Below are 14247 nucleotides of genomic sequence, written 5' to 3'. Positions count from 1 at the left end.
GGGTCTCAGGCCGACGCTGCTTCCGCCTCAGAATGCTTCCTGGCCGAGTCTCGTCTCTCGCCCAGGCGGCCCAGGCAGAAGTCGTAACCCGCGGCGATGAGGCAGATCCTGAGCGGTTCCACGAGCACGTCCAGCGCAAAGATCAGAGAGCCGTCCGCGTTCATCCACCAGTCCTGGAGGTCGTGAGGGCCGATGAGCTGGATGGCCGCGAGCGCCAGCCAGCCGGACGCGGCCTCCAGCACCGTATATGCCAGAACGAAGATACCCATGGGCACCACACCCGCACGCCAGACCAGTGTCAGAGCGTTCGCGAGAGGCTTCCAGCGGCCGACGAAGTCGCCGCCGATGTCGGCGAAGCGTCGGGAGATGGCCTTGGGCACCCGGGAGTAGCCGGAGCGCAGGCTCGTCGCGTACCGGTTCGTGGCGTACCGTCCCGACGGAGCACGCAGCGTGATCGGTGTGGCGGCGAGCGCACGTCCGTAGACGATGCCGGCGAGGGCGAGCCAGGCCACGGGCAGGAGGACCAGGGCGCCCGCCTCGCCGATCGCCCAGGCGATCGCATCCCACGCAACTCCCAGGGGAGCGAAGACATCGCCGATGGTGTGCCGAAGATCGGCGACCCAGTGGGCGGCGGCGCGGTTGGCGATCCAGGAATCCACGTCGCCGCGGTAGACGCTGATCAGGAACACGGTGAGGTACACCCACACGGCCTCGAGGTACACGGTCACGATCGCGGTCCAGCGTGGGAGCCGGTCGCTGTAGCGCTTGAGCAGGTAGCGGCCGGTGAAGGCGATCACGATCGCGGCCCCCGACGCCCAGGTGAGTTGCAGATTCAGCACACCGGCCGAGTTGTCCTCGTTTGCGAACGGGTTGATCTTGGCCAACGCCGACGCCGCGTACTGCAGGGTGTCCTCCTGCAGAAACTGCCAGGCGGCATAGAACGCGAAAAACGGCAGGATGCTCGCCAGGAACAGGTCCTGAAGACTCGGCGCGGCCTTCTGGTCGGTTTCGGTGGTGCGGTCGATGGCATCCTCGCCGTTGGCGGCGAGCTGACCGAACCCCGGCATTCCCGCGCGCAGCACGAGGAACATCGCGATGAAGCTGGCCAGCCGGGCCAGAATGGCAATCGGCATGATCAGGAATGCGACGAGGGCATCGGTGGTGCCGGCGAATGCGGCGACCTCGATCACCAAGTAGCGCGCCAGCCAGCCGGCCAGATAGAACGCCAGCAGGACCGGCCAGCGCGTGGCAGCCAGCCTAACCGTCGACGTCACAATGGAGAACACAGGCCTCAGCGTAGGGGGCCGGGTGCCGTCCCGTATAGCGGCGCTCGCCCCCGGAAGGTCAGAACAGGCGCGGCACGGCCGCGAGCAGTGCCCGGGTGTACGGATGCGCCGGCGCCCGGAAGATCTGCTCGGCCGGTCCCGTCTCGACGATGCGACCCGCGTGCATGACGGCGACCTCGTCGCTGACGTGTTGGATGACCCCGAGGTCGTGCGAGATGAACAACAGGCTCAGCGACAGCTCGCGCTGCAGCTCGTCGAGAAGGTCGAGGACCTGAGCTTGCACGCTCACATCCAGCGCCGATACCGGTTCATCGCAGATCAGGATCTGCGGCCGGGAGGCCAGGGCGCGGGCGATGCCCACCCGCTGTCGTTGCCCTCCAGACAGATCGGTCGGCCGACGGTCGAGCAGGGTGGCCGACAGGCCGACATCGTCCAGGAGTCCGGACACCCGCAGGTCTCCGGCCCGCCGAACAGTGGCCCCGCGACCGGACGGTGCGGCGACGGCCACAGCGTGCCGCAGGATCTCGCGCACGCTCAGCCTGGGATCGAAGGAGGCGAGCACATCCTGGTACACGGCTCCCACCAATCGGCGCCGAGCGCGGCGCTGTTTCTCGGGCAACGCGCTCCACGGTTCGCCGAGCAGGCGCACCTCTCCGGAGTCCGCCGCGGTGAGCGCGAGGGCCAGACGGGCCGTGGTGGTTTTGCCAGAGCCGGACTCGCCCACGATGCCCAGGGTGCGGCCGCGCGGCAGGCTGAAGTTCACGTCGTCGACGGCATGCTGCACGGTGCCGTGCTGACCGCGGAAGGTCTTGTTCAGCCCGATGCCCTCCAGGGCCAGGTCGGGGCTGGACGGCGTCCGGGCGTCGGGAGCGGCGCCCGGGTAACCAGAGGTCACCTCAGTTGCCGGCGCACTCGGGCGTTCGGCCACGCGCCGACGGCCCGCCCCGGCGGTTGCCTCCGGTGTGAGTGACGGTTCCGGCGTGGGCGCCAGCCTGGTTCCCCGCGGCTTGTCCACGGGAACCGCGGCGAGCATCCGCCGGGTCTCGGGGTGGCTGGGGTGCCCGAGCACCTCGTTCGGCATTCCGGTCTCGACGATGCGGCCGTCGTGCATGACCACGATCCGGTCGGCGATGCGGCTGACCACGGCGAGGTCGTGGCTGATCAGCAGGATGGCGGTGCCGCGGTCGCGGATCTCCTCGAGCAGGTCGAGAACCTGGGCCTGCACGGTGACGTCGAGCGCCGTGGTAGGTTCGTCGGCGATCAACAGCGGGGGATCGAGGGCGAGCGCGGCCGCGATGAGCGCCCGCTGGCGCTGGCCACCGGAGAGCTCCCCGGACCGCCGGCCTGCATAGACTTCGGGGTCGGGCAGGCCGACGGCGGCGAGGACCTCGAGTACCCGCCTCGCACGCTCGGCACCGTCGAGCCCCGTGTGCAGTCGGAGCGAGTCACCGATCTCCCGCCCGATCGGACGCAGCGGGTCGAGTGAGGCGAGGGCATCCTGCAGCACCAGTCCCACGTCGCGGCCACGGCGTCGGCGCCAGGCGGACTCGCTGAGGCCGAGGACCGACTCGCCGGCCACACTGAGTTCGTCGGCGCTGACCTGCGCACCGGCGCCGGCGAGGCCGAGCAGGCTGCGGGCGGTGACGCTCTTGCCCGACCCGGACTCGCCGACGATCGCCAGGCATTCGCCCGGTGCAAGATCAAGGGACACTCCGCGCACCACAGTCTGGGACCCGAACCCGACCGAGAGATTCCGGAGTGTGAGTGCCGGCACGGGTGATGGGCCGCCCATCGGCACGGCCATCCGGGTGGCGTCGGCGCTCATGCGTGCCTCATCCGGCGTTCGATCGCGCGGCCCAGGGCGGTGGCGCACACGGCGGTCAGCACGATGAACAGGCCGGGGAAGAAACTCATCCACCACGCCGACGTGATGTACGTGCGGCCGGCGGCGAGCATCGCGCCCCACTCGGCGGCCGGCGGCTGGGCGCCCAGGCCCAGGTAGCTCAGGGCGGCGGCCCAGACGATGGCCTGGCCCACACCGAGAGTGCCGAGAACAAGGAGGGGTGCCAGGGTGTTGGGCAGGATGTGCCGGCTGAGGATGCGCCCGCGGCCCAGTCCTTGCACCGTCGCGGCCTCGACGAACGCCGAGGAGCGCACTCGCAGCAATTGGGCGCGAATGATGCGCGCGTAGCCCGGTGCCGTCGACAGCCCGACGGCCACGATCGCGCTGCCCGCCCCCGGACCGAAGACGAGGATGAACAGGAGCGCGAGCAACAGGCCGGGGAAGGCGAATAGAACCTCGAGGAATCTGTTGACCGTGAAGTCCACGGCGGCGCCGAGCGTTCCGGCCACGGTTCCGAGCACAGCGCCGAGGCCCAGCCCGATCAGGGTGGCCGACACACCAATCACGAGCGAGTCACGGGCGCCGTCGATCACCCGGGTATAGATGTCCCGGCCGGACTCGTCGGTGCCGAACCAATGCGCCCAGGACGGCGCACCGAATGCCGACAGCGGGTCGATCGCGAGCGGGTCACCCGGAGCCAGCAGCCGGGGGGCTATGGCCGCGACGAGCAGGAACAGGGCCAGCAGGCCGGCCGCGATCTCGACGACGCTGGGCCGGGCCCGCCGACCGTTGGACGGAGAACCTGGTCGGCTGTCCTGCTCACCGCCCTGGCCACCCGGCCGTGCGGATGCCGCGGCGGTGATCTCGAGTTCGCTCACTGTGCGCCTCCGGCGGTACGGGAGGTGGGGCGCGGATCGGCCAGGCGTGAGGCCAGGTCGGTGAGGATCGTCATGAGGATGTAGGCGAGTGCGACGACCATCACGACGCCGATCACCACGGGCACGTCGCGCACGGTGACCGCGTTGAGCAGGGTGCGGCCCAGGCCGGGCGGGCGAAGACGGTCTCGACCACCACGGCACCGCTGATCAGCGAGCCGAAGGCCCAGCCGGACAGTCCGATGGCGGGCAAGGCCGCGTGCCGGAGAGCGTGACGCCACAGCACTCCGCGCTCGCCCTCGCCGCGGGCACGGGCGGAGAGCACGAACGGGGACTCCAGGGCCGTGGTCAGGCTCTCCCGCATTACTTGGCCGAGGAATCCCGCCAGCGGGATGGCCAAGGTGAGCACCGGCAACACCAGGCCACGCGCATCCGCGGTGCTGATCGGCGGCAGGATGCCCCACCATACGCTGACGACCACGATGAGGGTGGTGGCCAGCCAGAAGTGCGGCAGCGCCGCCGCGACAATCTCCAGACCCGAGCCGATCTGTCGGGCCACCCGGCCACGCCCGGTGGACCAGGTCGCCAGGCCCAGGGCGAGGAGCCAGGCCACAGAGAGGGAGAGGACGGCTAGGAGCAGGGTGCCGCCGAGCTGGCTGAGCACCAGCGGGCCAACGTCCATGTTGAGGGCGTACGAGCGGCCCAGGTCACCCGTCGCGAGACGGCCGAGTTGGGCGAGGTACTGCAGAAAAACGGGCTGGTCGAGGCCGTACTCGGCGCGCACCGCTGCGAGGGCCTCCGGCGAGGTCTGCGACCCCGGCCCACCGAGGATCGCCTGGGCGGGATCGCCGGGGATCAGCCGGACCGCGAAGAAGGTGAGCGTGGCCACCGCCCACAGCACGAAGACGGCGCCGCCGACCCGGCGTGCGAGTGGCCAGCCGATGCGCGCGCCAAACCCCCGGACGCGCTGCCCGCCGGTGCTGCGGGCAGCCGTCAGCGGTTCAGCCATGCGTCGTAGAAGGTGGGCGTCGACACCGTCGGCAGCGCGCGGGCGCCTTGCACGGCCGTGCCGAGCAGGAAGTGGTTCTGCTGGTCGTAGAGCGGCAGGATGTAGAAGCCCTCCAGGATCAGGTCCTGAGCGTCGGCGTACAGCGAGGCACGCTCGGCGGCATCGGCGTCGGTCGAGCCTGTCGAGACCTGGTCTGCCTGGGTGAGCAACGAGTCCAGGGCTGGGTCGTTCACCTGGGCGTGGTTGGCGAAGTAGCCGCTCGGGGCAGGGGTGATTCCGTCGGAGTGGAAGAGGATGCGCAGGACATCGGGTCCGACCTTGGTGTACGGCGCACTGACGGCGTCGTAGGCGTTACTGCCGAGGGCCGTGTACCAGCTCGAGAGATCCAGCTTGGTCAGCTGCACGTCGAACCCGGTCGCCTTGGCGGTCGCCTGGATCTGCTCGAACAGGGACTGCTCGGCCGGGATGGACTGGTTGGTGCTCACCGGGAAGACCACGGTGAGACGCACGCCGTCCTTGGTGCGGTAGCCGTCCGCGTCCTTCTCGGACCAGCCGGCGTCATCGAGCAGGGTCGCCGCCGCCGCGGGGTCGTAGTCGAAGAGCTCGGGGCGTGAGATTCCGAGGGGCTCGACGCTCGACAGGGCCGAGTAGGAGCGCTCCGCACTGCCCTGGAACAGGGACGCGACGGCGTCATCGACATTCGCCGAACGGATGAACGCCTCGCGGACGGCCGCATCGCTGAAGGGCGCCTTGCCCGAGTTCAGCTCGATCCGGTTGCTGGCACCGGGCCGAGGCGCATCCAGGTGCACGATGGCATCGCTCTGCTCGGCCTGGGCGATGGTGTCCGGCTGGGCATTGTCGATCACGTCGACCTCGCCGGCCTGCAGAGCGGCATAGCGGGAGGCCGAATCGGGGATGAAGCGCCAGACGATCTTCTCGAGGTAGGCCGGGCCGTCGTGTTCGGCGTCGGCCGGCGGGGACGTGTAGTCGTCGTTCCGCACCAGGGTGATGGCGTTCTGCTTCACCCAGGAGTCGACGACGAACGGGCCGGTGCCCACGGGGGCGGCGCAGTTGTCATCCTGGCTGCGCTCGAGCGCCGTCGGGGACTCGATGCCCAGCCACGGCTGGGAGAGGGACTCCAGCAGGGCGCTGTCGGGCTGCGCGAGGGTGAGACGCACGACAGAGTCGGAGACGGCCTCGGTGCCGGTGACCTTCGCGAGGGCCAGGTAGCCCGTGGACGACCCGGTCGTCGGGTCCTGCAGGTGGGCGATGTTGGCCTGCACGGCTGCGGCGTCCAGTGGCGTGCCATCGGAGAAGGTGACGCCGTCGCGCAGGGTGAACTCCCAGGTCAGGCCATCGGCGCTGACTGTCCAGCTGTCGGCCAGCCAGGGGATGACGGTGCCCTCGGAGTCGAGGGAGACCAGCGACTCGAGGTACTGCGTGCTCACGAGCGCCTGAGGGTAGTTCCCGCCCACGTGCGGGTCGAGGCAGGTGGGTTCGGCGTCACCCGACGCGTAGGTGAGGGTTCCGCCGGCTGTCGGGGTGGACGAGGCCTGCGGAGCGGCGCTGGTGCAGCCGGTGAGCGCGAGACCGAGCACGGTGACGCCGGCGGCGAAGGCCACACCGAGTGGGCGGCGGGTCGAGAGGAGCGGTACGGATCGAACAGGTGCCGGACGGGGCATGCGATGGGCTCTTTTCACGGGTGCGGAACGCTGGGGAGACGGGAGTCGACGGTCGGGCGGCCGGGGGGCCGGCCACGATGTCTGCGTTGAAGGCTGCTGTGCCATTATTGGACTCGGTACAAAAACCGAAGACGTCGAGTCCCATCGTAGAACACGAAAGAACCATGAACGATTCCCGCACCGTCGGCCGCCCCGCGGTTCCTCCCGAGCGATGCTCGAGGAGGCCGCCGCCGAGCTGTTCCTCGAGCAGACCTACGCCAAGACCACCATCGGGGATATCGCCCGGCGAGCCGGCGTGAGCCGTAACACGTTCTTCAACTACTTCTCCGCCAAGAGCGACCTGCTCTGGCTGGATGTCGACGCGGGACTCGCCGCCCTGCCCGGCGCATTGGCCGACTGCGATCGCAGCGCCGGAGTGACCGTGGCGGTCCGCCAGGCGCTGCTGCGGGTGGCCGAGGGCTTCGGGCCCGGCCGGGTGCCCTGGTCCGTCACCCAGTACGAGCTGATGAACACGGTTAGCGAGCTGGAGGCATCCGCCCTTGCCCGGTTCCTGGTGCAGGTGGGCCTGGTGGGGGAGTACGTGGGCGCGCGGCCCGGCTACTCGGCCGACACCGACCCGTTGGGGCGAGCCTTCTCCACCGCCGTGGTCGCGGCTGCGGCTGCGGCCGCCACGGAGTGGGCCGGCGCCGGTGTGGCGCGCGGCGACCTGACCGCCTATGTGGATGCGGCGATCACTCCGGTCTGTGCCGGGTTCGGTCCTGTTCTCGATCACGGCTGAACCGCCCGGCGCCGGAGTTGACGGGCGCGGTAGTATTAACCGACGTTGATCCGGCCATCACCGGGGAGTCTTCGGAAGAACAGTGGAATCGTGCCCCGGTGCGAGACCAGCCAGTAGAGCCGAACGGGTCGGGCCCGTCACAGCCTTTGTATGAGCGGTCGTTCGCCTGCACGGGAACGGCAAGCGAGGTGGTACCGCGCATCGTCCTGTCGGGGCGGGCGTCCTCGTGGAATAGGCCGGCGACTCAACACCGCCTCGTCCAGGAGAAGCATGACGTACCCGAAGTCCCCCGAAGACAACCAGTCCGATTCGGCCAGCCCCGACGCCGCTGTCGTTCCCTCACCGAACTTCCCGCAGATCGAGGGCGAAGTCCTCGACTTCTGGGCGAAGGACGGCACCTTCCAGGCCTCCATCGACAACCGCGAGGGTGCCCCGGAGTGGGTCTTCTACGACGGCCCTCCCTTCGCCAACGGCCTGCCGCACTACGGCCACCTGCTCACCGGCTACGCCAAGGACCTGTTCCCCAGGTTCCAGACCATGCGCGGCAAGCAGGTGCACCGCCGGTTCGGCTGGGACACCCACGGACTGCCGGCCGAGCTGGAGGCGGAGCGGAAGCTCGGCATCACCGACAAGAGTCAGATCGAACAGATGGGCCTGGCCGCGTTCAACGCCGTCGCCCGCGAATCGGTGCTCGAGTACACTAAGGACTGGGAGGCCTACGTCACCCGCCAGGCCCGCTGGGTCGACTTCGAGAACGACTACAAGACCCTCGACATCACCTTCATGGAATCGGTGATCTGGGCGTTCAAGGAACTGCACACCAAGGGACTGGCCTACGAGGGCTACCGGGTGCTGCCATACTGCTGGCGCGACCAGACCCCGCTGTCCAACCACGAGCTGCGCATGGACGACGACGTCTACAAAATGCGCCAGGACCAGACCGTCACGGTCACCTTCCCGCTCGTGGGCGCCAAGGCCGAGACCCTCGGCCTCACCGCCGTGCGCGCCCTGGCCTGGACCACGACCCCGTGGACCCTGCCGACCAACCTCGCCCTGGCCGTGGGCCCCGACATCGTCTACGCCGTCGTCCCCGCCGGCCCCAACGGCACCCGGATGCCGAGGTGTTGCGTGAACAAGCCGGCGCCGTGTCCGGCACCGAGGTTCTTGGCGGCGAATACCTGCTGGCCATCGACCTCGTCGGCAGCTACGCCAAGGACCTCGGCTACGAGAGCGCCGCAGACGCGACGGCCGCGATCAGTCGCACCGTGACCGGCCGCGACCTCGAGGGCGTCTCGTACGACCGCCTGTTCGACTACTACGCCGACGAGAGCGAGTGGGGCACCCAGAACGCCTGGCGCTTCGTGGTCGCGGACTACGTCACCACCAGCGATGGCACCGGCATCGTGCACCAGGCGCCCGCCTACGGCGAGGAGGACCAGACGGTCTGCCAGGCCTACGGCATCCCGGTGATCCTGTCCCTCGACGACGGCGGCAAGTTCCTGCCCGAGGTCACCGAGGTCGCCGGGCAGCTCTGGAGCGACGCCAACAAGCCGCTCACCCAGTTGATCAAGTCGCAGGGCCGGCTGCTCCGCCAGGCCAGCTACGAGCACTCCTACCCGCATTGCTGGCGCTGCCGCAACCCGCTGATCTACAAGGCCGTGTCCAGCTGGTTCGTGCGCGTCACCGACTTCCGCGATCGCATGGTCGACCTCAACCAGGAAGTGAACTGGGTCCCGGAGAACGTCAAGGACGGCCAGTTCGGCAAGTGGATCGGGAACGCCCGCGACTGGTCGATCAGCCGCAACCGCTACTGGGGCTCGCCCATCCCGGTCTGGAAGAGCGACAACCCTGCCTACCCGCGCATCGACGTCTACGGTTCGCTCGACGAGCTCGAGGCCGATTTCGGCGTACGCCCCACCGACCTGCACCGCCCCTACATCGACGAACTCACCCGGCCCAACCCCGACGACCCCACCGGGCAGTCCACCATGCGGCGCATCGAGGATGTCCTCGACGTCTGGTTCGACTCCGGCTCGATGCCGTTCGCCCAGGTGCACTACCCGTTCGAGAACCGCGAATGGTTCGAGAGCCACAACCCGGCCGACTTCATCGTGGAATATATCGGGCAGACCCGCGGCTGGTTCTACCTGCTGCACGTGCTCTCCACGGCGCTGTTCGACCGGCCCGCCTTCAAGAACGTCGTCAGCCACGGCATCGTGCTCGGCAACGACGGCCAGAAGATGTCGAAGTCCCTCCGCAACTACCCCAACGTCAACGAGGTCTTCGACCGCGACGGCTCCGACGCCATGCGCTGGTTCCTGATGAGCTCGCCGGTTCTGCGCGGCGGCAACCTCATCGTCACCGAGGAGGGCATCCGCGAGGGCACCCGCCAGATGCTGCTGCCGCTCTGGAGCACCTGGTATTTCTTCTCGCTCTACGCCAACGCCTCCGGCTACACCGCCACCTGGCGCACCGACTCCACCGATGTGCTCGACCGCTACCTTCTGGCCAAGACTCGCGACCTCATCGAGGACGTCACCGGCGATCTCGAACGGCTCGACAGCACGCTGGCCGCCTCGCGCCTACGGGATTTCGCCGACGTGCTCACCAACTGGTATGTGCGCCGCTCCCGCGACAGGTTCTGGGGCGGCGTCGCCGCCGACGGCACCGGGTCGGAAGCCTTCGACACCCTGTACACCGTGCTCGAGACCGTCACCCGGGTGGCAGCGCCGCTGCTCCCGCTGGTCACCGAGCGCATCTGGCAGGGCCTGACCGGCGGCCGCAGCGTGCACCTCACCGACTGGCCCGACGCCACGGTCTTCCCCGCCGACCCCGGACTGGTCACGGCCATGGACCAGGTTCGCCTGATCAGCTCCACCGTGCTGTCGCTCCGCAAGAAGGCCGCCCTGCGGGTCCGCCTTCCGCTGGCGAACCTCACCGTGGTCACCACCGACACGAGCGCCCTGGCCGGGTTCGAGGGCATCCTGCGCGACGAGTTGAACGTCAAGGCGGTCACCCTCGTCGAACAGGAGGCCGACAGCGCCGAAAGCTACGGCATCACCTCCAAGCTCACCGTCAACGCCCGGGCCGCCGGCCCCAGGCTCGGCAAGCAGGTGCAGCAGGTCATCAAGGCCGCCCGCAGCGGAGACTGGTCCGAGACTGACGGTGTGGTCACGGCCGGCGGTATCGCCCTGGAGGCGGGGGAGTACGACCTGGAGTTGCAGGCGGCCTCCACCTCTTCCGACGCCGAGTCGGTGCTGCACAACGCCGCCCTCGCCCTGCTCACCGGCGGCGGCTTCGTGCTGCTGGAGACCACCACCACGCCTGAGCTGGAGGCCGAGGGCCTGGCCCGCGACCTCATCCGGGCTGTGCAGGACACCCGCAAGTCCGCCGGCTTCGAGGTCAGCGACCGGATCCGCCTCGACCTGGTCTTCTTCGACGACACGGATGCGGCCACCTTCGGCCTGGCCTCTGGCGTCGACGTGGCCGGCGAGACCCTGGCGATCCGCTTCGGCACCCATTCGGCATCCACCGTCGCCGCCGACGTGCTGAGCACCGGAACCCCGTCCGAATGGCTGCCGGGCCTCACCGGCTCAGTCGTGGAGCACTACGTGCGCTTCGAGGCCGACCACTACGCGAACCGAGGACCGGTCATCGTGGCCGTCGCCCGTGACAAAGGAACCATCAATGTCTGACGACTACTTCCCCGACGAATTCCGTGACGCCGGCGACGCCGTCTTCGCCGCCCTCCTCGAGCGGGTAGGAGAGAGCGCCCCGCAGCCGCGCCTGCAGGCCACCCGGCGCGCGGTCGAGCTGCTCGGCGACCCGCAGAGCTCCTACCCGATCATCCACGTCACCGGCACCAACGGGAAGACGAGCACCAGCCGCATCATCGAGAGCATCCTGCGCGCCTACGGTCTGCGCACCGGGCTGCTGGTGAGCCCTCACCTCGTGCGGCTCAACGAGCGCATCGTGATCGACGGTGTCCCGATCAGCGACGAGGCCCTCGCCGCGAACTGGGCCGACATCCAGCCCTATCTCACGATGGTCGACGCGGAGCTCGAGACCGCCGGAGAGGTGCCGCTGACCTTCTTCGAGGCCCTCACCGTTCTGGCGTTCGCCTGCTTCGCCGACGCCCCCGTGGATGTCGTCGTGCTCGAGGTGGGCATGGGCGGCGAATGGGACTCCACGAACGTGGCCGACGGCCAGGTTGCCGTCTTCACCCCGATCGCCCTGGACCACACCAAGCGGTTGGGCAGCACCGTCACCGAGATCGCGCGCACCAAGTCGGGCATCATCAAGCCCGCCGCAGCCGTGGTCACCGCGGCGCAGACGACGGAGGTGCTCGCCGAACTGTCCCGGGCCGCGGAGCTGACGGAATCCACCCTGGTGGGCGAGGGCGCCGACTTCGCCCTCCTCGCCAGCCACGTCGCCGTCGGCGGCCAGCTCATCTCGGTGCGCGGCATCGCCGGCACCTACTCGGAGCTGTTCCTGCCGCTCTACGGCACCCACCAGGCGCAGAATGCCGCCGTGGCCATCGCCGCTGTCGAGTCGTTCCTGGGCGCGGGCAGCCAGGCCCTCGTCGAGGACATCCTCGTGGAAGGCCTCGCCACCGCGACCTCGCCCGGCCGCCTGCAACTGGTCGGCATCGAGCCGACCGTGCTCGTGGACGCCGCGCACAACCCGCACGGGGCACTGGCGCTCACCGCCGCGCTGCAGAGCTACTTCGACTTCGACGAGATCACCGTTGTGGTGGGCATCCTCGAAGACAAGGACGCCGCCGGCATCATCGAGGCCCTGCGCCCCGTGGCGACCCGGTTCCACGTCACCCAGTCCCACTCCGAACGGGCCATCCCGGTCGACGACCTGGCCGACCTCGTCGACGAGATCGCCGGGTCCTCCGCAACCTTCCGCTACGGCGATCTCGCGCAGGCCCTTGACGCGGCGCGCGGCTGGGCCCAGGACGAACCCAAACGCGCGGTTCTGGTGGCCGGATCGATCACCCTGGTCGGCGACGCCGTGGCCCTGGCCGACTCCGGGGACTGGATGACACCGTGAGCCCCGCCCGCGCCTCCTCGGTGCGCCGGTCGCTCGCCTCGATCGTGCTCGGCTTCGAGCTCATCGTCGTGTTCCTGGCCACCCTGGTGATCTTCGGCCTCAGTGATCTGCCGGCCTGGGTCACCCTGGGCGGAGGAGCGCTGCTGTGCCTGATCATGGTGGCCACGCTCGGCTTGCTACGGTTCACCTGGGCCTATGCGGTCGGATGGGCCGTCCAGGTCGTCATCGTCGCCACCGGATTCCTCAACCCCGCCATGTTCGTGGTGGGGGCGTTGTTCGCCGGCATGTGGACTTACTGCATGATCAGTGGTTCGCGGATCGACAGACAGAACAACGCCGCCTGACCAGGCGCAGCCGCCCACTTCACAGCCAACTCGACCAGCACAGACCGACAGCACAAGGAGAACACATGACCCAGGTCCAGGAAACACTCGTATTGGTCAAGCCCGACGGCGTGGCCCGCAACCTCTCCGGCGAGATCCTCCGCCGCATCGAGGCGAAGGGATACTCCCTCGTCGACATCAAGCTCGTCCAGGCCGAGCGCACGCTCCTGGCCGAGCACTACGCGGAGCACGCCGGCAAGCCGTTCTTCGAGCCGCTCGTCGAATTCATGGAGAGCGGGTCGATCCTCGCCCTGCGTATCGCCGGTGACCGGGTGATCGAGGGCTTCCGTGCCCTGGCCGGCACCACGGACCCCACCACGGCCGCTCCCGGAACCATCCGCGGTGACCTCGGCCGCGACTGGGGCCTGAAGGTTCAGCAGAACCTGGTTCACGGCTCCGACTCGCCCGAGTCGGCCGCCCGCGAACTGGCGCTCTGGTTCGCCTAACCCACCCGATCACCCGCGGCTCCCTCCCGCGAACTGTGAGAAAAGCCCCGAAAACTCGACGTTTTCGGGGCTTTTCTCACAGTTCGCGGGTGGAGACGCGAGGTTAGAGGCGGTGGAGGAAGTCCATTTGCAGCTGGGCGACGGTCGCCGCCACCAGGTAGCACGCGATCGTGATCACGAAGATCCAGGAGTAGCCGACCGCCGCGAGGCGGCGCACCCGTGCCGAACCGGGGATGATGCCGGTCTTGAGGTTGTACAGGGTCACGGCCAGGAACACCGGGATCGTCACCGCCCAGGTGACCATGCACCACGGGCACAGCACATCGAGCACGAAGAAGCTCTGGCCCATCAGCCAGATCACAAAGGCAAGCGCACCGGTCACGCCGACGTTCAGGCCCAGCCAGAACCACCGTGCGAAGTGGGCACCGGACAGGATGGCGGCTCCGATCGTGATCACGACGCTCCACGCCGCCACCCCGATCAGCGGGTTCGGGAACCCGAAGAGGGCGCCCTGCCAGGAGCCGAGGTTGGTGCTGCATCCCACCAGGACACTGAAGTTGCAAGACAGTTGGGCCGTCGGATCCTCGAGCATCGTGAACTTGTCCAGCGTGAGCGCGAAGGCCGCGGCAAAGCCGATCGCCCCCGCCAGGATGAGGAAGACGGCGAGGCCGACGGGAGGCTTTTTCGACGAGGTCAGGTGCACATTCGGATTATGTCATGTGTCGCGCGCGAGTCTCTGGGAATGCGTGCGATAATCGAAACAGTCGTTTGAGCCGCGCTCAAACCGATGCCAAAAGGCTTAATGGGCGACATTCGCCCAGATTCATTGGTCGTAGACCAAAGGTATTAGCAACCAGAGCCACGGGCCGGTTGCGTCAACGCAATAG

The 14247-nt window shown here is 68.8% G+C and carries 9 protein-coding genes and 2 pseudogenes; 5 read left to right on the top strand and 6 right to left on the bottom strand.

The features are described from left to right. Nucleotides 1-5: 5 nt before the first annotated feature. From KY500_RS08155 to KY500_RS08135, 5 genes and pseudogenes are all read right to left on the bottom strand, one after another. Nucleotides 6-1286, bottom strand: coding sequence for a hypothetical protein (locus tag KY500_RS08155; protein WP_219903030.1), 1281 nt, complete (start codon nt 1284-1286; stop codon nt 6-8). A gap of 58 nt (nt 1287-1344) precedes the next feature. Continuing rightward, a complete protein-coding gene (locus KY500_RS08150; RefSeq protein ID WP_255579879.1) occupies nt 1345-3111 on the bottom strand; it encodes an ABC transporter ATP-binding protein in 1767 nt (588 codons plus the stop codon). Beyond that, nucleotides 3108-3887, bottom strand: a complete 780-nt coding sequence (locus KY500_RS08145; protein WP_255579925.1) for an ABC transporter permease — start codon at nt 3885-3887, stop codon at nt 3108-3110. Before KY500_RS08145 ends, KY500_RS08150 begins: the two co-directional genes overlap by 4 nt. 116 nt (nt 3888-4003) lie before the next feature. Beyond that, a pseudogene (locus KY500_RS08140) lies at nt 4004-5013 on the bottom strand (ABC transporter permease). Then, nucleotides 4998-6695, bottom strand: coding sequence for an ABC transporter substrate-binding protein (locus tag KY500_RS08135; protein WP_219903029.1), 1698 nt, complete (start codon nt 6693-6695; stop codon nt 4998-5000). The pseudogene KY500_RS08140 and the gene KY500_RS08135 overlap by 16 nt, the downstream one beginning before the upstream one ends. A gap of 211 nt (nt 6696-6906) precedes the next feature. Between KY500_RS08135 and KY500_RS08130 the strand changes: the two genes are divergently transcribed. From KY500_RS08130 to ndk, 5 genes and pseudogenes are all read left to right on the top strand, one after another. Then, complete coding sequence (locus KY500_RS08130) at nt 6907-7473, top strand: TetR/AcrR family transcriptional regulator (protein ID WP_219903028.1); 567 nt, start codon at nt 6907-6909, stop codon at nt 7471-7473. 270 nt (nt 7474-7743) lie between these two features. Then, nucleotides 7744-11168, top strand: a pseudogene (gene ileS / locus KY500_RS08125) (isoleucine--tRNA ligase). Beyond that, nucleotides 11161-12531, top strand: a complete 1371-nt coding sequence (locus KY500_RS08120) for a folylpolyglutamate synthase/dihydrofolate synthase family protein (protein WP_219903027.1) — start codon at nt 11161-11163, stop codon at nt 12529-12531. Before ileS ends, KY500_RS08120 begins: the two are co-directional and overlap by 8 nt. Beyond that, nucleotides 12528-12875, top strand: a complete 348-nt coding sequence (locus tag KY500_RS08115; protein ID WP_255579878.1) for a DUF4233 domain-containing protein — start codon at nt 12528-12530, stop codon at nt 12873-12875. The genes KY500_RS08120 and KY500_RS08115 overlap by 4 nt, the downstream gene beginning before the upstream one ends. 65 nt (nt 12876-12940) lie before the next feature. Continuing rightward, the gene (gene ndk / locus KY500_RS08110) at nt 12941-13360 is read left to right on the top strand and encodes a nucleoside-diphosphate kinase (protein ID WP_066595890.1); all 420 of its coding nucleotides are present in this window, start codon (nt 12941-12943) and stop codon (nt 13358-13360) included. Between the two features lie 103 nt (nt 13361-13463). On the opposite strand, the gene KY500_RS08105 is transcribed toward ndk, so the two are convergent. Next, nucleotides 13464-14063 carry a vitamin K epoxide reductase family protein gene (locus KY500_RS08105; RefSeq protein WP_219903026.1) on the bottom strand — a complete coding sequence of 200 codons (600 nt, stop codon included), beginning with the start codon at nt 14061-14063 and terminating at the stop codon, nt 13464-13466. Between the last annotated feature and the right edge of the window lie 184 nt (nt 14064-14247).

It is taken from the genome of Cryobacterium sp. PAMC25264, from assembly GCF_019443325.1.
Lineage (GTDB): Bacteria > Actinomycetota > Actinomycetes > Actinomycetales > Microbacteriaceae > Cryobacterium.
The sequence above is the reverse complement of the archived record's forward strand: the minus strand, read 5'-3'. Positions and strand labels throughout refer to the sequence as shown.